Source organism: Actinomadura meridiana (assembly GCF_039537545.1).
Classification (GTDB): Bacteria; Actinomycetota; Actinomycetes; order Streptosporangiales; family Streptosporangiaceae; genus Spirillospora; species Spirillospora meridiana.
This window is the reverse complement of sequence record NZ_BAABAS010000033.1, coordinates 52,444-71,623: the sequence shown is the minus strand read 5'-3', so window position 1 is coordinate 71,623 and position 19,180 is coordinate 52,444. Positions and strand designations below refer to the sequence as shown.

At 67.9% G+C, this 19,180-nt stretch carries 25 protein-coding genes; 4 read left to right on the top strand and 21 right to left on the bottom strand.

Features of this window, described 5'->3' with window-relative positions:
- Positions 1–75: 75 nt before the first annotated feature.
- The 3 genes from ABD808_RS37590 to ABD808_RS37580 are packed head-to-tail and all read right to left on the bottom strand — an operon-like array spanning position 76 to position 1,413.
- Entirely contained in the window at positions 76–270 is a 195-nt protein-coding gene (locus tag ABD808_RS37590) for a DUF397 domain-containing protein (RefSeq protein ID WP_344908050.1), read from the bottom strand.
- Between the two features lie 52 nt (positions 271–322).
- Positions 323–517 (bottom strand): DUF397 domain-containing protein, encoded by a 195-nt coding sequence (locus ABD808_RS37585; RefSeq protein WP_344908047.1) that lies wholly within the window; start codon positions 515–517, stop codon positions 323–325.
- Positions 514–1,413 carry a helix-turn-helix domain-containing protein gene (locus ABD808_RS37580; protein WP_344908045.1) on the bottom strand — a complete coding sequence of 300 codons (900 nt, stop codon included), beginning with the start codon at positions 1,411–1,413 and terminating at the stop codon, positions 514–516. The genes ABD808_RS37585 and ABD808_RS37580 overlap by 4 nt, the downstream gene beginning before the upstream one ends.
- Before the next feature lie 217 nt (positions 1,414–1,630).
- Here ABD808_RS37580 and ABD808_RS37575 point away from each other — a divergent pair, with 217 nt between their 5' ends.
- Together ABD808_RS37575 and ABD808_RS37570 are read left to right on the top strand one after the other, a co-directional pair.
- Positions 1,631–2,242: a hypothetical protein gene (locus ABD808_RS37575; RefSeq protein WP_344908042.1), complete on the top strand. Its 612-nt coding sequence runs from the start codon at positions 1,631–1,633 to the stop codon at positions 2,240–2,242.
- Positions 2,243–2,250: 8 nt separating this feature from the next.
- On the top strand, positions 2,251–2,844 hold the full coding sequence (locus ABD808_RS37570; protein ID WP_344908039.1) for a hypothetical protein: 594 nt from the start codon (positions 2,251–2,253) through the stop codon (positions 2,842–2,844).
- Here the strand turns inward: ABD808_RS37570 and ABD808_RS37565 are convergent.
- From ABD808_RS37565 to ABD808_RS37520, 11 genes are all read right to left on the bottom strand, one after another.
- Complete coding sequence (locus tag ABD808_RS37565; RefSeq protein WP_344908036.1) at positions 2,817–3,230, bottom strand: hypothetical protein; 414 nt, start codon at positions 3,228–3,230, stop codon at positions 2,817–2,819. The genes ABD808_RS37570 and ABD808_RS37565 overlap by 28 nt on opposite strands.
- A 58-nt stretch (positions 3,231–3,288) precedes the next feature.
- Entirely contained in the window at positions 3,289–4,599 is a 1,311-nt protein-coding gene (locus ABD808_RS37560) for a hypothetical protein (RefSeq protein ID WP_344908033.1), read from the bottom strand.
- 110 nt (positions 4,600–4,709) lie between these two features.
- Complete coding sequence (locus ABD808_RS37555) at positions 4,710–5,018, bottom strand: DUF1416 domain-containing protein (protein ID WP_344908031.1); 309 nt, start codon at positions 5,016–5,018, stop codon at positions 4,710–4,712.
- Positions 5,019–5,062: 44 nt separating this feature from the next.
- Entirely contained in the window at positions 5,063–5,902 is an 840-nt protein-coding gene (locus tag ABD808_RS37550) for a sulfurtransferase (protein ID WP_344908028.1), read from the bottom strand.
- On the bottom strand, positions 5,899–6,336 hold the full coding sequence (locus ABD808_RS37545; protein WP_344908025.1) for a DUF4395 domain-containing protein: 438 nt from the start codon (positions 6,334–6,336) through the stop codon (positions 5,899–5,901). Before ABD808_RS37545 ends, ABD808_RS37550 begins: the two co-directional genes overlap by 4 nt.
- A 77-nt stretch (positions 6,337–6,413) precedes the next feature.
- On the bottom strand, positions 6,414–6,479 hold the full coding sequence (locus tag ABD808_RS38750) for a putative leader peptide (RefSeq protein WP_353819285.1): 66 nt from the start codon (positions 6,477–6,479) through the stop codon (positions 6,414–6,416).
- Between the two features lie 117 nt (positions 6,480–6,596).
- Positions 6,597–7,022 (bottom strand): TlpA family protein disulfide reductase, encoded by a 426-nt coding sequence (locus ABD808_RS37540; RefSeq protein WP_344908022.1) that lies wholly within the window; start codon positions 7,020–7,022, stop codon positions 6,597–6,599.
- A gap of 46 nt (positions 7,023–7,068) precedes the next feature.
- Positions 7,069–7,776 (bottom strand): zf-HC2 domain-containing protein, encoded by a 708-nt coding sequence (locus ABD808_RS37535; RefSeq protein ID WP_344908020.1) that lies wholly within the window; start codon positions 7,774–7,776, stop codon positions 7,069–7,071.
- On the bottom strand, positions 7,773–8,264 hold the full coding sequence (locus tag ABD808_RS37530) for a sigma-70 family RNA polymerase sigma factor (protein ID WP_425549025.1): 492 nt from the start codon (positions 8,262–8,264) through the stop codon (positions 7,773–7,775). The genes ABD808_RS37535 and ABD808_RS37530 overlap by 4 nt, the downstream gene beginning before the upstream one ends.
- 69 nt (positions 8,265–8,333) lie before the next feature.
- Positions 8,334–9,041, bottom strand: a complete 708-nt coding sequence (locus ABD808_RS37525) for an LmeA family phospholipid-binding protein (protein ID WP_344908015.1) — start codon at positions 9,039–9,041, stop codon at positions 8,334–8,336.
- 113 nt (positions 9,042–9,154) lie between these two features.
- On the bottom strand, positions 9,155–9,415 hold the full coding sequence (locus ABD808_RS37520; RefSeq protein ID WP_344908012.1) for a MoaD/ThiS family protein: 261 nt from the start codon (positions 9,413–9,415) through the stop codon (positions 9,155–9,157).
- A gap of 210 nt (positions 9,416–9,625) precedes the next feature.
- Between ABD808_RS37520 and ABD808_RS37515 the strand changes: the two genes are divergently transcribed.
- A complete protein-coding gene (locus tag ABD808_RS37515) occupies positions 9,626–10,342 on the top strand; it encodes a winged helix-turn-helix transcriptional regulator (protein WP_344908009.1) in 717 nt (238 codons plus the stop codon).
- Between the two features lie 4 nt (positions 10,343–10,346).
- Here ABD808_RS37515 and pstB read toward each other — a convergent pair whose 3' ends face one another.
- From pstB to mshD, 5 genes are all read right to left on the bottom strand, one after another.
- Positions 10,347–11,123, bottom strand: a complete 777-nt coding sequence (pstB, locus tag ABD808_RS37510) for a phosphate ABC transporter ATP-binding protein PstB (RefSeq protein WP_344908006.1) — start codon at positions 11,121–11,123, stop codon at positions 10,347–10,349.
- A gap of 18 nt (positions 11,124–11,141) precedes the next feature.
- Positions 11,142–12,041, bottom strand: coding sequence for a phosphate ABC transporter permease PstA (pstA, locus tag ABD808_RS37505; RefSeq protein ID WP_344908003.1), 900 nt, complete (start codon positions 12,039–12,041; stop codon positions 11,142–11,144).
- On the bottom strand, positions 12,038–13,036 hold the full coding sequence (pstC, locus tag ABD808_RS37500) for a phosphate ABC transporter permease subunit PstC (protein WP_344908001.1): 999 nt from the start codon (positions 13,034–13,036) through the stop codon (positions 12,038–12,040). Before pstC ends, pstA begins: the two co-directional genes overlap by 4 nt.
- 95 nt (positions 13,037–13,131) lie before the next feature.
- Positions 13,132–14,235: a phosphate ABC transporter substrate-binding protein PstS gene (gene pstS / locus ABD808_RS37495; protein WP_344907998.1), complete on the bottom strand. Its 1,104-nt coding sequence runs from the start codon at positions 14,233–14,235 to the stop codon at positions 13,132–13,134.
- A gap of 398 nt (positions 14,236–14,633) precedes the next feature.
- Positions 14,634–15,476 (bottom strand): mycothiol synthase, encoded by an 843-nt coding sequence (gene mshD / locus ABD808_RS37490; RefSeq protein ID WP_344907995.1) that lies wholly within the window; start codon positions 15,474–15,476, stop codon positions 14,634–14,636.
- 93 nt (positions 15,477–15,569) lie between these two features.
- Here mshD and ABD808_RS37485 point away from each other — a divergent pair, with 93 nt between their 5' ends.
- A complete protein-coding gene (locus ABD808_RS37485) occupies positions 15,570–17,252 on the top strand; it encodes a bifunctional metallophosphatase/5'-nucleotidase (protein ID WP_344907991.1) in 1,683 nt (560 codons plus the stop codon).
- A gap of 65 nt (positions 17,253–17,317) precedes the next feature.
- On the opposite strand, the gene ABD808_RS37480 is transcribed toward ABD808_RS37485, so the two are convergent.
- Positions 17,318–18,475, bottom strand: a complete 1,158-nt coding sequence (locus ABD808_RS37480) for an inorganic phosphate transporter (protein ID WP_425549024.1) — start codon at positions 18,473–18,475, stop codon at positions 17,318–17,320.
- A complete protein-coding gene (locus tag ABD808_RS37475; protein ID WP_344907988.1) occupies positions 18,472–19,089 on the bottom strand; it encodes a DUF47 domain-containing protein in 618 nt (205 codons plus the stop codon). Before ABD808_RS37475 ends, ABD808_RS37480 begins: the two co-directional genes overlap by 4 nt.
- Positions 19,090–19,180 lie beyond the last annotated feature (91 nt).

Sequence of the window (19,180 nt, the reverse complement as noted above, 5' to 3'; positions counted from 1 at the left end):
CCACAGCCAAGCCGACCATTCCATGGACCCAACACGCCTTTGACCCCACCGGCAGCTCGACCCACGCCGCGCGTGTCAGGAGTTGCTAGAGCGAATGGCCTGGATGAACGTGGCCCATTCGCACGGCGAGAAGTGCAGAACGGCCCCTGCGTCACCTTGCTTGGTGTCACGCACGCCGATGGCACCCTGGATGGAGCGACCGACTTCGACGCAGTCGCTGTTGGCGGCGCTGTGGCTGGACTTGCGCCAGACTTCGTATGGGGAGCTCATGCTCGCTATTCTGCCAGTTTGGCCAGCCATGCTGCGACTTGCGTCGCGCGCATCAGGAGTCGCTGGAGCGAATCGCCTTGATGAACGCCAACCACTCGCGAGGGGTGAAGTCAAGGACAGGGCCGACGCCAATTTGTCTTGTGTCGCGTACGCCGATCGTGCCCTTGGAGGAACGTCCGACTTCGATGCACTCAGTGCTCGGATTGCTGTAGCTGGACTTGCGCCAACGGCTGTAATGCTGGTTCACGTATCGTGCCCTGCCTGTTCACTTAGCTGGTCGGCCGTGTCTGCGAGCATCGAGAGACTCTCCAACGCCGGGAGCGTGGCGTCCCGGAGACGGCTGTAGAGCCGCTCGTAGTTTGCCACCTCGTCCGGTTCCGTGTGGACGAGGTCAATGTTCGCATTCTCGGCGACCACCATGGGCGGGTCAACCGGGTCCGGGAACGTGTAGATCATGTATGTCGACGGTGGTAGACGCCCTGGGGAAAGACGCGCGTTGAGCGGTAGCACCAGGATGCTGAACCGCGGTTGTTGAGTGAGCACGTCGACCGTGTGACGCAGTTGCGCCGCCATGGCATGGGCGGGAATGCTCAGCCGCTTCAGCACGAACTCGTCCAAGATGATCTCGATCTTGGGCCCGTCAGGTCGGAACGCCACCTCCTGCCGTTGGAGGCGTGCCTTGATATTGCGCTCCGGCACGTAGTCGAGTTGGAATCCATCCGCCAGGTCCAGATCTATGAGCGCCCGAATGAACTCGGGCGCCTGCACGAGCCCGGGGATCGACATCTGGTTGTAGCCGCGGATGGTGGCGGCGCCGGACTCAAGGTCGGCGTAGATGCGCTGCCTAGGGCCCATGGCGTCGCCGTATGAGTCCCACCAGCCGCGTTCGGTGGCGTCGCAGGCGATTTCGAGGATGGCGTTGAACTTGTCGCCGGTGACGCCCAGGATCCTCAGGATCTGCACGATGTCGCGGGTGTCGGGCCGGGTGCGGCCGTTCTCCAGCTTGGAGACGGTCATGCGGGAGCGGTAGATGCGGCGGGCGAGGTCGTCGGCGGTCATGCCGCTCTGCTCGCGGAGGGTTCGTAGTTCGGTGGCGAGGCGGCGCCGACGGACGAATGGGCTGGTCACCGGGGAGACCTCCATGATCGGGTCGGCGGGGTGGGGGCGCCGCTGACCGGGGGATCCGCGTATCCACTCTGTGTTATCACGTGATCTCCGAGCGTGTCCGTTATAGCTAGAGTGTTCGAACGAGAATCGTGAGAATGGGCGCTCGTCAGTCGGAGCGTTCGCCTTGTCTACGTAAACGGGGTTGGACGCTTCCGGCGGGGCGCCGAGCTGGGCTTTCGGTACTATCTGGCGGATGCAGTCGTATGCACCGGTTCCTCCTGAGGCTGGACGGGGGCGTGGGGGTAGGTGGCGGTGGGTTGTTTTGGTGGGTGTTGTGGGGGTGGTGGGTGTTCTTGTGCCGGTGGTGTGGCGGGCGGGCGGGTTTGAGGCGGTGCCGAAGCAGCCTGCGGAGTCGGCGGGGAAGGCGCTTGATCTCGGGTTGTTCAGGGTGACTGTGCGGGACGCTCGGGTTGGGGTTGAGACCGAGAGTTTTGGGAGCAAGAAGCAGCGGTTCCTTATTGTTCGGATGCGGGTCGTCAATGAGGGCAAGGAGACCGAGTCGCTCAGTCAGGGTGGGCTGGCGGACGGTGTCGTGGCGTTGACGAAGGCGGGCAAGTGGGTGAAGCCCGAGCGGGTTGAGGGTGTTGCCGGGGGTGCGGAGACTTCTGTTGTGCAGCCGGGGTTGCCTGTTGAGGCGTCCGCCATGTGGGAGATGGGTCCGGCTGATTCGCCTAAGAAGCTGACCGTGGGGCTGCGCAAATGGACGTATGACCACGGGTTCACCGACAGCACTTTTGCTTGGCGGGTCGGGCTTGAGGATGACGTGCTCGCCGGGCGGCTGACTCTGCCGGTCGTGAGCCCATGAATGTGCGGATGGTGCTTGTTAAGGGCGGGGCCGGGGTTGGAGGGTCGGTGCTGCTCGCGGGGGCGATGTGGTTGCACACGTTGCAGCCGCAGGTGAGGGCCGCCGAGTTGGAGCCGATCCGGAATGGCGGGACGATCGGTGAGGACGTCGGCAACCGGTTCTTCAGCGTGCGGGTCGAGAAGGTCGAGGCGGCGCGGTCGCTCAAGCCCGGGTTCAGTATCGGGAACCGGCCTCCGGTCGGCACCGACGGGATCTACCTGGTGGTTCGGGTCCGGGCGACGAGTCATCGGGAGCCGTTGGAGTTGAGGACGGCGGAGTTGGAGACGCCCGGCGGCTTCACGTTCCGGGATGATCCGCGGACGTCCACGGCGGCGTCGGGGTCGCAGCCGACGTTTCAGCCGATGATCTGGACTCCCACCGTGTTCGTGTTCGAGCTGCCCAAGGAGCGTCTGCGCGGGGCGCATTTGATTGTTGGGACGGGCGGATTGCTGCCGCAGTTGTCCGCAGCCGCTGATATTGATCTCGGTCTGACAGATGGTGCGGTGAACGAGCTCGTCCCGCATGCTCGGGACGGCTACGACGTCGAGGAAGGTGCGTCGTGACGGCGGCGGTGACGAGGCCGCAGCCGATTGTTCGCGTCGATCGGGGGCTGCGTCCCAGGGACAGACGGATCCTGCAAGCGGTCGCGCTTTTCTGCGCGGTTTCCGCCATTCTCGCTTTGCAGTGGGTGGACGAGAACAACAACGTCCAGAAGAACCTGAAGCCCCAGGAGAAGGTCACCAGCGTCGCGCCGGGGCAGGTCGGCGAGCTTGTCGGTGCGCAGTGGACGGTTGTCGGACGCGAGAAGGCACAGCCGTTGAGTGATGACGGGACGAATGATGTCGTCGAGTTGCTGCTTGGTGTCGTGGTTCAGCCTGGGGACGCCGCCAGTGCCAAGGCGGTCAGTTCGTTCGGTCTGGTTTATCGGTTCGTCGACGATGAGGGCCACGAGTGGTCGGCTATGGGGTCGCGGACGGGTGAGCCGCGTCCGGGTGTCCAGTGGCGGGTCACCGTGAAGGGGGTGGTGCCCCGTACCAGGGCTGATGGGCTGGAGCTGGTGGTGCGGGCGCCGAAAACGTCGCGGACGGGCCCGGGGGATCCACTGCCTTCGCTGCGGTTCGAGAACTGACCCGCGCCATGACGAGGTTGAACGCGGCCGCCAGCAGGCAGATCCGCAGGATCTCGAACACGACCGCCGTCCCGTAGCCGATGAGCGGCATGGCCTGGATCCACCAGGTCACCTCGTGCGGGCCGATCAGTTCGTAGACGAGGCGGCGGGTCGCGTCCTCGGCGACGTCCAGGCCCGCGAACAGCAGGCAGAACGTGGCGAACGGCAACATTCCGGACCGGCGGACGAGCCGTAGCCCGTACCAGGCGGGCAGCCACATCTCCCGGAAGCCGCGGGTGAGGATCTCGCGGGGGCTGTTCACCCGATCCATGCCGCCCGCCCGGGCGAGCCGCCGCGCGGCCCTTCCGCGGCCGAGGACGACCTGTTCGTCGGCCGCGTCCAGGCCGAGGATCACTCCGGCGATGACCAGCCAGATCAGCGCGCCGAGGACCGCGTCCTTGAACGGCGGCCACAGGTCGAGGGCGGGGCCCGCGACGTCGGTGACCCACGTCCAGACCTGCCGTCCGGCGAGCCAGTCGACGCCCTTGCCGCGCAAATGGTCGATGGTGAAGATGCCGAACAGCGCGAAGTTGACCTCAAGCAGGGCGACGAGGGCGCCGATGGCGCGGGGCAGCCGTTCCTCCAGCCGCCATTCCGCCGCGACCTTCACGATGAACAGTCCGGCGGTGAGGCCGATCGCGAGGCCGACGTGTTTCTCCAGGGACAGCAGCATTCCGAGGCCGTCGATCTGGCCTTGGAATCCGCCTTCCTGGAAGCCGCGGCTCGCGGCCATGTCGGCGAACTCGCGGGCGTCCTCGCTCTGGAGCCCCCAGGCCAGGTAGAAGATGACGAACGGGAGCGCGGCGCGTCCCATCGCGCCGACCACCGACTCGTCGTTGCCGACCGCCCACGGGGTCAGGTCGCCGTCGGCCTCGCGGGCGTGCACGACGTCCAGGCCCTCCCGGACGCAGTGCACCATCAGCACCACGACCGCCAGGGTGATCACGACGAGCAGGCCGATGGTGGCGATCGGCGCGACCGTCGCGGCGGTGCCCTTCATGGTGCCGAGCTTGTAGCCGCCGTACATCGCGCCATAGCGGAGCAACTCCCCCACGGTGAACCACAGGGCGAGGGGCAGGACGAACCGTCCCGCGAGCGTCAGCGTCGCCCATGGCAGGACCAGCGGTGACCGGGGGGACATTCCCAACATCGCGCTGATCGTAGGGCATTCAGCACGCGGTCATACGCGGCCGGGCCGGGCGACGACGAACCCCGCCGTCCCGGCTGGCGGGACGGCGGGGTTCGGCGAAGCGGATCCGCTCAGATCGTGACCGCGAGACCGGCGACCTCGCCGGTCTTGGCGGTGACGGTGCTGTCGACGCTGACGCCACCCGCCGCGAGAACGCGCACGGTCCAGTCGCCGTCGGCGGCGAAGAACCGGAACACGCCCTCGTCGCCGGTGACGACCTCGGCCGTGAACTCGCCGGTCGAGTCGAGCAGGCGGGCGTAGGCGCTGGACACGGGGGCTCCGTCACGCGTGACGGTGCCCTGGATGACGGCCTCATTGGTGAGGTCGACGGTCGCGGGAAGGTGCGCCGTCTGCTCGGGGGCTGCGCAGCCCTGGGTCATGGCTCCTCCATCCGATGGGGAATGCGGAACTGGGAAAAGCGGAATTACTTGGGGGCGCCCAGTTCGATCGGGACGCCGACGAGCGAGCCGTACTCGGTCCAGGAGCCGTCGTAGTTCTTGACGTCGTCCAGGCCGAGCAGCTCGCGGAGCGCGAACCAGGTGTGCGACGAGCGCTCACCGATGCGGCAGTAGGCGATGGTCGGCTTGGCCAGGTCGACGCCCGCCTCGGTGTACAGCTCCCGGAGCTCGTCGTCGGACTTGAACGTGCCGTCGTCGTTGGCCGCCTTCGACCACGGGATGCTGCGCGCGGTCGGGACGTGCCCGGCACGCTGCGACTGCTCCTGCGGCAGGTGCGCGGGGGCGAGCAGCTTGCCGCTGAACTCGTCCGGGGACCGGACGTCGATCAGGTTCTTGCTGCCGATCGCGTCGACGACCTCGTCGCGGAAGGCGCGGATCGCCAGGTCCTGCTCCACGGCCTTGTAGCTGGTCTTCGGCCGGGACGGGACGTCGGTCACCAGCTCGCGGGAGTCGAGCTCCCACTTCTTGCGGCCGCCGTCGAGCAGCTTCACCTTGTCGTGCCCGTACAGCTTGAAGTACCAGTACGCGTACGCGGCGAACCAGTTGTTGTTGCCGCCGTACAGGATCACCAGGTCGTCGTTGGCGATGCCCTTGGCGGACAGCAGCTGCTCGAACCCGGTCTTGTCGACGAAGTCGCGGCGGACCGGGTCCTGCAACTCGGTCTTCCAGTCGATCTTCACGGCGCCACGGATGTGACCCTTGTCGTAGGCGGACACGTCCTCGTCGACCTCGACGAGGACCAGACCGGGGTCGTCCAGGTGGGACTCGACCCAGTCGGTTTCCACCAGGACGTCTGAGCGGCTCATGCAGGAACCTCCCTCTCGGAGCGATACTTCGCGGTGATACGTCGGATGAGCAGATACATCTCGCAGCCGAGGCAGAACCCGAACGCCGCGTTCAGGAACGCCGCCGCCAGTGCGAGGGCGGTGGCACCGATGCCGAGCCAGGTGGTCCCCGTCGCGTAGCCGACCGTGCCGACCAGGGCGAACACGAGCCCGACACCCTGCGCGAAGCGGGGCGCGGCCGCGTCCTCCAGTTCCCTGGGCGGCGCGAGCCGAGGACGGATCAGCACTGTGAACAGCAGTCCGTACGGGGCGAACCGGAGGCCGAGGAAGGTCGCGAGTGCGAACACGACGGCCTGCGCGGCGAGCAGTGCCCAGCTTCCGGTCACCAGAACCACGACGAGAACCGCTGTCGTGACCGACGCGCCGAAGCGCGGCCCACGCGGATCAACCTGCATCGGGGTTCTCCATGGCGGAGGAAGCGTGCGTACGAGCTGAGAGTAGGGAGTGCTCGGGGGCGGAAGGGCTCGATGCCTCAGGCCATGCGACAGAGCGAGGCGGCCACGCGGCAGAAGTCGACCGCGCGGCGCTTCGTGAGCATCTGCTCTGTCCAGTCACGCACGGACACGATGGTAAGCCGACAATCCACGCGCTGTCACATCCATCTCGCCTTTCGAGAGAGTGACATTCGTCTTAGCCCAGGTCATGGAGGTGTCACTCATCGGACCGCTTCGCCCAGTGCGGCGATGACATCGGGCTTTCTGGGGGCTCCGGAGGCGCGGCGGACGACGCGTCCGGCGGCGTCCAGAACGAGGACGGTGGGGGTGCGCACCACGTTCAACCTGCGGACGAGGTCGAGATGCGACTCGGCGTCCAGTTCGACGTGGGCGACGCCGTCCACCATCTCGGCGACCTCGCCGAGGACGCGGCGGGTGGCGCGGCACGGCGCGCAGAACGCGCTGGAGAACTGGAGCAGGGTGGCCTTCTCGCCGAGGTCGGCGCCCAGCTCGTCGGGCCGGAGGGTCTCGCTCACGTCGTCCCCGTTCTGCCCGCTCGCGCGCAGGACGCCGTCACGGCGCCGCCAGAGCAGGCCGAACACCGTGGCGGCGGCGAGCACGGCCGCCGCGATCAATGCACCGTTCATCGGTAGCGACAACCCGTACGGGCCACGAGTTCTTCCACGGACACCCCTAGGTGGGGATCGTGAGCAGGGGCGTTCCGTCCAGGCCGACGATTTCGAGCGAGAACAACTGCCCGCGCGGGAACATCGTCGAGCCGACGTACTCGCCGTAACCCTTCTCGTATGGGACGTACCAGCTGCCGAGCGCGTCCCGTCGTCCGTCCCTAGCGACCACGAGCAGGCGGCAGTGTGAACCCTTTGGAACACCCGCCAGGTGCAGTTCGACCTCCGTGCCCCACTTCTTCTCCTTGAGAACCACGTAGGCCTTGATGTTGGTCGCGGGGTTCTCGGCGCCGATCCGCTCGCCGCTGGTGGACGTGGCGGACGTGGCGGGCGGAGGCGGTGTCGCGGTCTCGTCCGTGTCGGACGGGAACATCAGAACACCGAACACGGCACCGACGACTAGCAGCAGGCACGCGGCGGCGGCTATCGGCGCCCATCCGACGCGGCGACGCAGTAGCGCGAGCCGTCCCTGGCGCCGTTCGGCGGCGCGGGCTAGGAGACCGTCGAGCAGTTCGGGGGGCGGCCCGGCCATTTCGGTGAGTTGGGCCTCGTCGACCCGTCCCAGCATCGCGGGCAACCCGGCCAGCCCCACCAACTCGTCCCGGCACGCGGGACAGCCCGCCAGGTGCGCCTCCACCTGGGACCGTTCGGCGGGGTCGAGCGCGCCGAGCACGTACACCCCGAGCGAGGTGCGGACGTCAACGCAGCCGTTCATGGCGCCAACCCCCGCTCCTCCAGTGCGAGTTTCAACGCCCGCAGCGCATAGTAGGTCCGGGACTTGACCGTGCCGGGCGGTATGCCCAGCGTCTTCGCCGCCTCCGCCACCGATCGGCCCTTGTAGTACGTCTCCACCAGAACGGCCCGGTGCGGGGGGCTCAGGCCCGCCAGCGCCTCCGCGACCGTCCAGGACTCCAGGGCCCGGTCGATGTCGTCCGAGCCGGACGCGGTCATCATGACATGCTCGTCGATGCCCGTCTCGGGGGGCCGCGCCTGCCGGGCACGGTGCGCGTCCACCACCAGGTTGCGCGCGACGGTGAACAGCCAGGGCCGGACGGGACGTCCCGCCAGCGCCTCCGGATGTTTCCAGGCGCGCAGCAAAGTCTCCTGGACGACGTCCTCGGCCTGGCTCCTGTCCCCGCCCGTCAGCCGGAGGACATACCCCAGGAGGGGACCTCCGTGCTCGCTGTACAGGGCGCGCAGCAAACCCTCATCCGCCGTGGGACCCACACCACTGTCACGTACGTGTTCCGGCACCGGTTCACGAACGCCGGGTTATTTCTGCTGCTGCTGGAGATCGTTCAGCCGGACGTTCTCGGCGGTCGCGGCGACTCGCAACCCCTCCGGCGTCGGCTGGATCTCGCTGATCCGCGACCCGACGGGCAGGTCGGCGATCGGGACCGTCCAGGTCAACTGCTGCCGCACCATGGCCACCGGGATCTGCGGCCCGCCGTCCGACCCGACCGACACCGGCGTGACCGTGATGCCGCGCGAGGTCGGCTTGACCTTCACGATGGCGGTGCTGGTCATGGGACGTCCGAGGAAGGTGCCCTTCAGGTCGACCGACAGATCGTCGCCCTTCGGCCCGATCCGCTTGACCTCTCGCGGCGCCTCCTTCTGGATCACGTCGTAGGGGATGACGGCGGACGCGGTCGCGGTGCGCGCCGTGACGTTCGCGGCGCTGCCCTTCGTGACCTCCGACAGCGGCGCGCTCACCCCGCGCATGTCGACCTTGACGCCGGTGACCGTCACGCCCTGCTGCGTCCAGGAGTCGATGGTCACCTCGATGTGGTCGTAGTCGCCGCCGATCGCCTGCGTCAGGAAGGGAATGCCGTGAATGGTGACGCCCGGCTGCTGTTGCAGGTTGTACTGCGCGGCCACCTGCTCACCGATCTTGTCCTGCGCGATCCGGACCCCGAGCCGGTCGGCGGCGACCAGCCCCACGGCGACGAGGACCAGCAGGACCAGCAGTACCTTCCGCATATGTCTCCTTCGGGCTGCGGCGTGCGCGTCGCCACACCATAGTCCGCAGAAGACAGCGAAAGGGTCGCACCGGGGAATGACGTATCAAGCGGAAAAATCACACCATGGTGAGATCAACCACCCGCGAACGGCGGGAGGACCTCGACGACCCCGCCGTCCGGCAACGTCACCGACTCGCGTGGACGGCTGCCCACCGGCCGACCGTCCACGAGGAACGAACTGCGCCCCACGACCCGCCGGAAATCGTCGCCGCGCCCCTCTTTCGCCACCGCCGCCGCGACGGCCTCCGCCAGCGTGCCCGCGTCGTAAGGCTCCTCGTGCGTCCCCGCCGCCGCCTTCGCCGCCGCCCAGTACCGCATCGTGCCCTTCGCCATGAGCCCAGACTCTCACCCGCGCCGAAGAGCGGCCCGACCCGGCCACTCCATTGTCCGCCGGACCGGCTTGTATATGCTCTTGGGAAGGGATCCGGGCGACGAGGCCATGGAGTTCAGCTGACATGGCCACCTCGTCCTTGAGCCGCTGGCCGTGGCTGAAGGACGAGCCGTCTGGGTCCTTCGTCTTTTCCTGGGCACGGGAGGCAGCACGTGAGCAGCTTGCTTCTGCTGACCAACGCGTTAGAGCCCTCCGACCAGATCCTGCCCGCCCTGGGTCTGCTGCTGCACTCCACGCGCGTCGCACCCGCCGAGGCGTCCGCCCTGATCGACGCGCCGCCCGCCGAGGTCGTCCTGGTGGACGCGCGGCGCGACCTCGTCCAGGCCAAGAGCCTGTGCAGGCTGCTGCGAACCACCGGCCTCGACTGCCCGCTCCTCGCCATCGTCACCGAGGGCGGCCTCGCCGCGCTGACCCCCGAATGGGGCCTGGACGACGTCCTGCTCCAGACCGCGGGCCCCGCCGAGGTCGAGGCCCGCCTCCGCCTGGCCGCGGGCCGCGCCGCCGCGTCCTCCGACGACGACGAGGTCCCCGGCGAGATCCGCAGAGGCGACCTCACCATCGACGAGGCCACCTACACGGCCCGCCTCCGCGGCCGCGTCCTGGACCTCACCTTCAAGGAGTTCGAACTCCTCAAACACCTGGCCCAACACCCGGGCCGCGTCTTCACCCGAGCCCAACTCCTGCAAGAGGTATGGGGCTACGACTACTTCGGCGGCACGAGAACGGTAGACGTCCACGTCCGCCGCCTACGAGCAAAACTGGGCGCCGAATACGAATCCCTAATAGGCACAGTCCGCAACGTGGGTTACCGCTTCGTGCCCGACCAACGCCCCGACGACTCCGAAGAGAAAACGCCAGCACCCAGGTGAATGCCTAGCCGAAGCGGCCGGTGATGTAGTCCTCGGTGGCCTTCTGTTCGGGGTTTGTGAAGATCTTGCTGGTGTCGTCGATCTCGATGAGCTTTCCGGGTTTGCCGGTTCCGGCGATGTTGAAGAAGGCGGTGCGGTCGCTGACGCGGGCGGCCTGTTGCATGTTGTGGGTGACGATGACGATCGTGTAGTGGGCCTTGAGTTTGTCGATGAGGTCCTCGATGGCGATGGTGGAGATGGGGTCGAGGGCGGAGCAGGGCTCGTCCATCAGGAGGACCTGGGGCTGGACGGCGATGGCCCGGGCGATGCAGAGGCGTTGTTGCTGGCCGCCGGACAGGCCCGCTCCCGGCTTGCTGAGGCGGTCCTTGACCTCGTTCCACAGGTTGGCGCCGCGCAGGGACTCCTCGACGACCTCGTCCAGCTGGCCCTTGCGGCGGACGCCGTTCAGTTTCAGGCCCGCCGCGACGTTGTCGTAGATGGACATGGTGGGGAACGGGTTGGGGCGCTGGAACACCATTCCGACGACGCGGCGGACGGCGACGGGGTCGACGGACGAGTCGTACAGGTCGTCGTCGTCCAGCATGACCTTGCCCTCGACGCGGGCTCCCGGAATGACCTCGTGCATCCGGTTGAGCGTGCGCAGGAACGTGGACTTGCCGCAGCCCGACGGCCCGATGAACGCCGTCACCGAGCGCGGCTCGACCGTCATCGAGATGTCCTCGATGGCGTGGACGCCGCCGTAGTAGGCGTGCAGCCCGGAGACCTCGATCCGCTTGGCCATGGACTTCCTTTCTGTGGGTCAGCGGCCCGCGGGGGCGCTGCGCCGGGCGACGAACCGGGCGATCAGGTTGAGCAGCATGATGATCCCGATCAGCACGAGGGCGCCCGTCCAGGCCCGGTTGATCGAGTTCTGGTTGGGGTCGGCGGCCTGCTCCCAGATGAAGGTGGGCAGCGACGCCTGCGGCCCGCTGAACGGGTCGTTGTTGATCGCCTTGGTGAAGAAGATGGTGAGCAGCAACGGCGCGGTCTCGCCCATCACGCGGGCGACGGCGAGCATGATGCCGGTGATGATCCCCGTCATGGCGGTGGGCAGGATGACGAAGCAGACCGTCCGCCAGCGGGGCACGCCGAGCGCGTAGGACGCCTCCCGCAGGTCGTTCGGGACGAGCTTCAGCATCTCCTCGGTGGCCCGCACCACGGTCGGGATCATCAGGATCGTCAGGGACAGCGCCCCGGCGAACCCGGAGAAGCCGAACCCCATCGTCAGCAGCCACAGCGCCAGCACGAACAGGCCCGCGACGATGGACGGGATGCCGGTCATCACGTCCACCGTGAAGCTGATCACCTTGCCGAGCCGCCCGTTCCCGGCGTACTCCACCAGGTAGATGGCGGTGAGCACGGCGATCGGGACGGCGATGACGCTGGTGATGAGGACCTGTTCCAGTGTCCCGATGATGGCGTGGTAGGCGCCGCCGCCCGCGTCCTTGCCGCTGACCGCGTTCATCGAGTACTGGAAGAACGTCAGGTCGAAGCGTTTGGAGCCGTTGACGACGACCGTCCACAGCACCGACAGCAGGGGGATGACGGCCAGCGCGAACGCCAGGTAGACCAGGGCCTGGACGACCCGGTCCTTGACCTTCCGGCCGAGCGAGACCGACGTCAGGCTCGCGGGGCGTTTGCCGGTGGAGACGGCGGTCACACGAACTCCTTCCGGCGCGCGACGACCGCGCGGGCCGCCATGTTGACGAGGAGGGTGATCACGAACAGCACGAGGCCGGAGGCGATCAGCGCGCCGCGTCCGGTGGTGGACGCCTCGGCGAAGCTGTTGGCGATGTTGGCCGCGAAGGTGGCGCCGCCGTTCTCCAGGATGTGCCAGTTGATCCCGGGCACGAACGTCAGCACCATCGCGACGGCGATCGTCTCGCCCATGGCGCGGCCGAGGCCGAGCATCGAGGCGCCGATCATGCCGGAGCGTCCGTAGGGCAGCACCGACAGCCGGATCATCTCCCAGCGGGTGGCGCCGAGCGCCAGCGCGGCCTCCACGTTGGGCCGCGGGACCTGGAGGAACACCTCCCTGGAGATGGACGAGATGATCGGCAGGATCATGATCGCCAGCACGATGGAGGCGGTGAAGATGGAGCTCTTGCCGGGGCTGTCGCCGCCGAACAGCGGGATCCAGCCGAGCACGGCGTTGAGGAACTCGCTGATCCCCGCCATGTGCTTGGACAGGAAGACCAGGCCCCACAGTCCGTACACGATGCTGGGGACGGCGGCGAGCAGGTCGACGACGTAGCCGAGCCCGGACGCCAGCCGCCGCGGCGAGTAGAACGAGATGAACAGCGCGATCCCGATCGCCACCGGGGTCGCGATCAGCATCGCCAGCAGCGACGACATCACCGTCCCGAAGGCCAGTTGGGCGATGCCGAACTTCGGCGGGATCGCGTTCGGGTTCCATTCCTCGGTGGTGAGGAAGCTGGCGTCGTTGTCGCGCAGCGCCGGGATGGCCTTCCAGACGAGGAAGGCCCCGATCGCGGCGACGATCGTCACCACGGTGATGCCCGAGCCGCGCGCCGCCCAGGCGAAGATCTTGTCCCCGGCGCGTCCGGTGCTCATCCGGCCGCCGGTGGCGCGGTGCCGCGCGCCGGTCTGCGCCTCGGCGCCCGCCTGCGCCTCGACGCCGCTCTCGCTGGTCATGGCGGAACCTCCTTGGATCACATCGCTCGGACCCATGGCCGCGGCCCCGCCGCCGAGATCGTCGGTGGCGGGGCTGCGACTGCCGTCGTCCGCTGTCAGGACAGGGCCTTCACGGACGTCTGGACCTTGGTGAGCACGCTCTGCGGGAGCGGCGCGTAGCCGAGGTTGGTGAGGATCTGCTGACCGGCCGCGCTGGAGGTGTAGGTCAGGAAGGACTTGACGAACGCGCCCTGCTCGGCGGGCAGCCCCTTCTGGCAGGCGATCTCGTACGTGACCAGGACGATCGGGTAGGCGCCCGGCTCCTTGGTCGTGTAGTCGATCTTCAGCGCGACGTCGTTGCCGGTGCCGACGACCTTCGCCCCGGCGACCGCCTTGGACGCGCTGTCGGCCGACAGCGCGGCGAACTCACCGGCGCCGTTCTTGACCTGCGCGGTCTGGAGCTTGTTGTTCGTCGCGTACGACATCTCGACGTAGGAGATCGCGCCCGCGGTGCTCTTCACCTGGCTGGTCACGCCGTCCGACTTGGACGCGCCCTGGCCGGTGGAGTTGGGCCACTTCTTGGCCTTCTCCCACGTCCAGACGCTGGGAGCGGTCGTGTGCAGGTAGTTCGTGAAGTTGTCGGTGGTGCCGGACTCGTCCGACCGGTAGATCGGCTTGATGTCGGAGGTCGGCAGCTTCGCGCCCGCGTTCTCCTTCGCGATGGCCGGATCGTTCCACTTCTTGATCTTGCCGGAGAAGACACTGGCGATCGTTTCGGGCGACAGCTTCAGCCCGTCCACGCCCTCCAGGTTGTAGACCACGGCGACCGGGCCGACGACCATCGGCAGATTCAGCGCCGGGTTCCCCTGGCACCGCTTCTGCGCCGCGGCCACCTCCTCGGGCTTGAGGGACGAGTCCGAGCCCGCGAACGACACCTGACCGCTCGTGAACGCCTGGATGCCCGCGCCCGAGCCGTTCGGGTTGTAGTTGAGATTCGCGCCCGCGCACTTGCTCGCGTAGACCTTCGTCCACTCCTCGACGGCGTTCTTCTGCGCGCTGGACCCGGCCGCGTTGACGCTGGCCTTCGCGCAGTCGATGTCACCGGTCGGCGCCGTGGCCGAGGTCGTGGTCGTGTTGTTGTCGCTTCCGCAGGCGGTAAGGGCCAGCGCCCCCGCGACGACCACGCCGCCGAGGGCGGCGAGGCGTGAACCGTTCTTCACCGAGGGTCTCCTCTTGGGTTTCGTCCGGCGGATCCCCCGTGCCGATCCTGAACCGCTCTCCGCGGACGCCGGGGCCACCGTCGGTTGTGACGCTAGGCAGGCGAAGTGACCAGCCGCCCCGATCCAGATGAACGACAGATGAACGAGGATGAGCGCCACCGCGAAGAATGTCCCGATTTGCCATGGACGCCGGGTTAACAACGCAGCTCAGCCACGCAAAACACTCACCCGAACCAAGCAAAGCAGGTTTAGAACCGCACCCAACCACGACCTGCACAAACATCACGCCCCGACTTCACCGCCGTTCCCTCCGACTGGTGAACGCACTTGAGGCGACCAAAGACAACGGCAATGGCGTACTCCGCGCACTTCTTGCCATCGCGAAGTGAGCCACAATCTCATTCCGAATTTGATGCGTACATGACGTCGACTGTGTGGGGGGTGAAGCCCAGGGACTCGTACAGGTGGACGGCGGCCGTGTTGGATTCGTCCACGTAGAGCATGAACTGGTCGACGCCTACGTCGCGTAGGTGGTGGAGGCCCGTCAGGGTGAGGGTGCGGCCAAGGCCGAAGCCCTGGGCGTCCGGGTCGATGCCGACCACGTAGACCTCGCCCAGGCCGTCCGGGTGGACCTTCGTCCAGTGGAAACCGGCCAGGCGGCCGTCGCGTTCGGCGAGGAAGAGGCCGGACGGGTCGAACCAGTCTTCCGCCTCGCGGTCGCGGACGTCCTCGATCGTCCAGGCGCCCTGCTCGGGGTGGTGGGCGAAGGCGCGGGCGTTCACGTGCAGCCATGCGTTCTCGTCGCGTCCGGGCTCGAAGGTTCGTAGGGTGACGCACTCGGCGAGATGTGGCTCAGGTAGCGGGCCGGATGCCGGGCGACGCATTTGGAACAGCGCACGGACTCGTGTCAGGCCCTCGGTCTCGGCCAGCGCCGCTGCGGCAGGTAGGTCACCGTGCGCCCATACCCGGAATGATTCACCGGCTGCTTCGCGCAGTGCGCGCAGGAGGGCGCGGCCGTGGCCAAGGCGCCGGTGCTTCGGGTGGACGACCAGTTCCCCGGCCTCCGGGTCGCGATGCGCGTAGGCCACGATCGTGTCGTCGTCGGAGATCACCAGCCCGCCGTGGCCGCCTCGCAGGGCGAGCACCGCGTGTTCGGAGAGTGGCCCCACCCCGTCGGCGTCGGCGGCCGCCTCGATCACGGCCAGCACGTCGATGACCTCGCCGTCCTTCAGTTCCCTCACGCCCTCACCCTACGCAAAGGGCTGATCAAGTCGTCACGGAAACGTCACCGCGCCGCCGAACGGCGTATGCCGGACGCACTTACCGTCCGCATCATGACTCGACGACGCACCATCCTGGCCTGCGCCACGGCGGGCCTGACGATCGTGGGCCCGACCGCGCAACCGGCGGCCGCGCACCCCGCGCCGACGGCACGGGTACGGCTGCTGGCGCTCAACGACTTCCACGGCAACCTCGAACCGCCGTCCGGAAGCTCCGGCAGGGCCATCGACGAGAACGGGAACACCGTGCTCGCGGGCGGCGCCTCCTACGTCGCGGCGCACCTCAGGCAGCTGCGGAACCGCGACACCCTCACCGTCGCGCAGGGCGACCTGATCGGCGCCTCACCGCTGATCTCGGCCGCGTACCACGACGAGCCGTCCGTCCAGTTCCTCGGGGACGTGGGCGTCACGGCCTCCGCGGTCGGCAACCACGAGTTCGACGAGGGCTACCGGGAGCTGCTGCGCATCCAGCGCGGCGGCTGCCATCCCGTCGACGGCTGCTCCCCCGCGGGCCGGTGGCGCGGCGCGAAGTTCGACTACCTCGGCGCCAACGTGCTGCTGAAGAACAGTCGCCAGCGGCCCGCCCTCAGGCCGTGGACGATCCGCCGGATCAACGGCGTCCGCGTCGGCTTCATCGGCGTCGTGACCAAGACCACCCCCGGCATCGTCACCGCCGAGGGCATCAAGGACCTGGAGTTCGTGGACGAGGTCGCCGCCGCCAACCGCGCGGCCCGCGAGCTGAAACGCCGCCACGTCCGCGCGATGGTCCTGCTCGTCCACGAGGGCGACCAGGTCAAGGCCGGTTCCCGTCCGGACGAGTGCGGCATCGAGCCCGGCGCCGGTTCCCGCATCGCCAGGGAGGCGGACCCGGAGATCGACGTCGTCCTGTCCGGCCACACCCACCAGCAGTACATCTGCACGGTCAAGGACCCGCACGGCGACCCGCGCCTGTTCTCGTCCGGCTCGTCCTTCGGCCGCGTGATCACCGAGGTGAACCTCCAGGTCAACCGCCGCACCGGCGACATCGTCCGCTCCTCCATGAAGGGCGACAACCACGTCGTCACCCGCGACGTCCCGCCGGACCCGGCGACGGAACGGTTCGTCCAGACCTGGAAGGACCGCGTCTCCGAGATCGCCGACAAGCCCATCGGAAAGATCACCGCCGACCTCACCCGCTCCCAGTCCCCCGCGGGCGAGACGGCACTGGGCGACGTCATCGCCGACGCCCAACTGGCCGCCATGAAGGACCTGGGCGCCCAGGTCGCGGTCATGAACCCCGGCGGCGTCCGCACCGACCTCACCTACGCGGCGAGCGGCCAGGAGGGCAACGGCCTCGTCACCTACGGCGAGGCGTTCGCCGTCCAACCCTTCAGCAACGTGATGGGCGTCGTCTCCCTGACCGGCGCCCAACTGGACGCCCTGCTGGAGCAACAGTGGACGTCCGCCGGAGAGAAGATCCTCCAACCGTCCTCCACCCTGCACTTCACCATCGACCGCACCAAGCCCGTGGGCGACCGCGTCTCCGCCATCACCATCAACGGCACCCCGATCGCCCCCACCACCACCTACAAAGTCGCCGCGAACAACTTCCTCCTGGGCGGCGGCGACGGCTTCACAACCTTCACCGAAGCCAAAGACCAGGTCCTAGGCCCAATTGACCTGGACGCCCTGGTCACCCACTTCACAACCCAAGGCACCATCACCCCACCCCAACTAACCCGAATCACCACTCCCTGACCCTGTTTTTGGGGCGTGCTCTGCGGGGTGATCCTCGCCCGAGGGCGGGGATCACCCCGCAGAAATCACGCGCCGAAGAAGTGGACTATCACGTAGACCGCCGCTGCTACCGCGGCCGCCATGGGCATGGTGAGGATCCAGGCGGTGATGATGTTGCCTGCGATGCCCCAGCGGACGGCGGAGAGGCGCTTGGTGGCTCCGGCGCCCATGATTGCCGAGGTGATGGTGTGGGTCGTGGAAATTGGAGCGTGCCAGATGAAGGCGGTCGCGTACAGGACGATGGAGGCCGTCGCTTCCGCGGCGAAGCCCTTGGGCGGGTCGACCTCGATGACCTTGCGGCCCAGGGTGCGCATGATGCGCCAGCCGCCCGCGTAGGTTCCGGCGGACAGAGCGCCCGCGCACAGGATGATGACCCACCAGGGGACCGAGTCGCCGTCGGAGTGGCCGGTGGTGACCAGGGCCAGGACGATGATGCCCATCGTCTTCTGGGCGTCCTGGAGGCCATGCCCGAGGGCCAGGGACGACGCGGACAGGGTCTGGGCGATGCGGAAGCGGCGGCCGACCCGGCTGGGCTGGGAGCGGCGGAACGTCCACAGGATGCCGACCATCAGCAGGTAGGCCATCGCGAAGCCCACGATGGGCGACAGGACCATCGGGATCGCGACCTTGTCGAGGACGCTCGACCAGTTGACCGATGACGAGGACGCGAGGCCCGCGCCGACGACGCCGCCGATCAGCGCGTGGGACGACGACGACGGCAAGCCGAAGTACCACGTGATCAGGTTCCAGGTGATCGCGCCGAGGACCCCGGCGGCGACGACGGTGAGGCCGTGCAGGCCGTCGGGCGGGGTGATGACCTCGCTGACGGTCTTGGCGACGCCGACGCCGAGCAGGGCGCCGACCATGTTCATCGCGGCCGCCATGCCGAGCGCGACGCGGGGCGTCAGGGCGCGGGTGGAGACGGCGGTCGCGATGGCGTTGGCGGCGTCGTGGAAACCGTTGGTGTAGTCGAAGACGAGCGCGACGACGACGACCAGGATGAGCACCGCCATCTGCGCGTCGGAGCGCAGGCCGAGCGCGCCGAGCAGCATGACGAGCCCGATCCCGGCGAGCAGCAGCAGCCACGCGCGGCCGGACACCCGGTGCGTGGCCTGTTCGCCGAGGGAGGCTGGATCGTCCTCCGGAGCGGGCTCCTTGAGGACGGTCGAGCCGACGTCGCTCATGATTCCTTGACCGCGATGGTCTCGATCGTGTTCGCGACGTGCTCGAAGGCGTCGGCGGCGTCCTCGAGACGGTCGATGACCTGCTTCAGCTTCAGGACGGTCAGGGTGTCGTAGTCGCCGTTGAAGAGCTTGGCGAGCAGCTTGCGGTAGATCTGGTCGCCCTGGTTCTCCAGCCGGTTGATCTCGATCCAGTACTCGTTGAGCTCCTTCATCGACCGGAGCCTCGGCATCGCCTCGGCGGTCAGTTCGGCCGCGCGTTCGAGCACCTCCACCATGTGGACGACGCCCTTCGGGAACTCCTCGATCTTGTACAGGACGACGAGGTCGGCCGCCTCCTCCATCTCGTCCATGACGTCGTCGATGTCGGACGCCAGCCGGTAGATGTCCTCGCGGTCGAACGGCGTGATGAACGTTTCGTTCAGCCGCCGCATGATCGCATGGGTGCATTCGTCGCCCGCGTGTTCGCAGGCGCGCATCTTTTCCGCGATCGCCGCGCGGTCGGCACCGTCGCTGATGAGCTCCACGAGCAGCCTGGCGCCGGTGACCAGATTGTTCGCCGAGTCGGCGAACATGCCGTAGAAGCTGTCCTCACGCGGCGTGAGACGCAAGCGCACGTCGTTCTCCTGATGTGCCGGAACAGTCCGCAGAGGATCGTAGGCGCAACCAGCCGTAAAAAGAACCTTTGCCCCAGCTTCCGCTGGTGTC

Excerpts from the sequence above, each read along its gene's own strand:
- ABD808_RS37590 (WP_344908050.1), bottom strand. The coding sequence starts at position 270 with ATGAGCTCCCCATACGAAGTCTGGCGCAAGTCCAGCCACAGCGCCGCC.
- ABD808_RS37580 (WP_344908045.1), bottom strand. The coding sequence starts at position 1,413 with ATGGAGGTCTCCCCGGTGACCAGCCCATTCGTCCGTCGGCGCCGCCTC.
- ABD808_RS37575 (WP_344908042.1), top strand. The coding sequence starts at position 1,631 with ATGCAGTCGTATGCACCGGTTCCTCCTGAGGCTGGACGGGGGCGTGGG.
- ABD808_RS37570 (WP_344908039.1), top strand. The coding sequence starts at position 2,251 with ATGGTGCTTGTTAAGGGCGGGGCCGGGGTTGGAGGGTCGGTGCTGCTC.
- ABD808_RS37560 (WP_344908033.1), bottom strand. The coding sequence starts at position 4,599 with ATGTTGGGAATGTCCCCCCGGTCACCGCTGGTCCTGCCATGGGCGACG.
- ABD808_RS37555 (WP_344908031.1), bottom strand. The coding sequence starts at position 5,018 with ATGACCCAGGGCTGCGCAGCCCCCGAGCAGACGGCGCACCTTCCCGCG.
- ABD808_RS37550 (WP_344908028.1), bottom strand. The coding sequence starts at position 5,902 with ATGAGCCGCTCAGACGTCCTGGTGGAAACCGACTGGGTCGAGTCCCAC.
- ABD808_RS37545 (WP_344908025.1), bottom strand. The coding sequence starts at position 6,336 with ATGCAGGTTGATCCGCGTGGGCCGCGCTTCGGCGCGTCGGTCACGACA.
- ABD808_RS37540 (WP_344908022.1), bottom strand. The coding sequence starts at position 7,022 with ATGAACGGTGCATTGATCGCGGCGGCCGTGCTCGCCGCCGCCACGGTG.
- ABD808_RS37535 (WP_344908020.1), bottom strand. The coding sequence starts at position 7,776 with ATGAACGGCTGCGTTGACGTCCGCACCTCGCTCGGGGTGTACGTGCTC.
- ABD808_RS37525 (WP_344908015.1), bottom strand. The coding sequence starts at position 9,041 with ATGCGGAAGGTACTGCTGGTCCTGCTGGTCCTCGTCGCCGTGGGGCTG.
- ABD808_RS37520 (WP_344908012.1), bottom strand. The coding sequence starts at position 9,415 with ATGGCGAAGGGCACGATGCGGTACTGGGCGGCGGCGAAGGCGGCGGCG.
- pstB (WP_344908006.1), bottom strand. The coding sequence starts at position 11,123 with ATGGCCAAGCGGATCGAGGTCTCCGGGCTGCACGCCTACTACGGCGGC.
- pstC (WP_344908001.1), bottom strand. The coding sequence starts at position 13,036 with ATGACCAGCGAGAGCGGCGTCGAGGCGCAGGCGGGCGCCGAGGCGCAG.
- ABD808_RS37485 (WP_344907991.1), top strand. The coding sequence starts at position 15,570 with ATGACTCGACGACGCACCATCCTGGCCTGCGCCACGGCGGGCCTGACG.
- ABD808_RS37480 (WP_425549024.1), bottom strand. The coding sequence starts at position 18,475 with ATGAGCGACGTCGGCTCGACCGTCCTCAAGGAGCCCGCTCCGGAGGAC.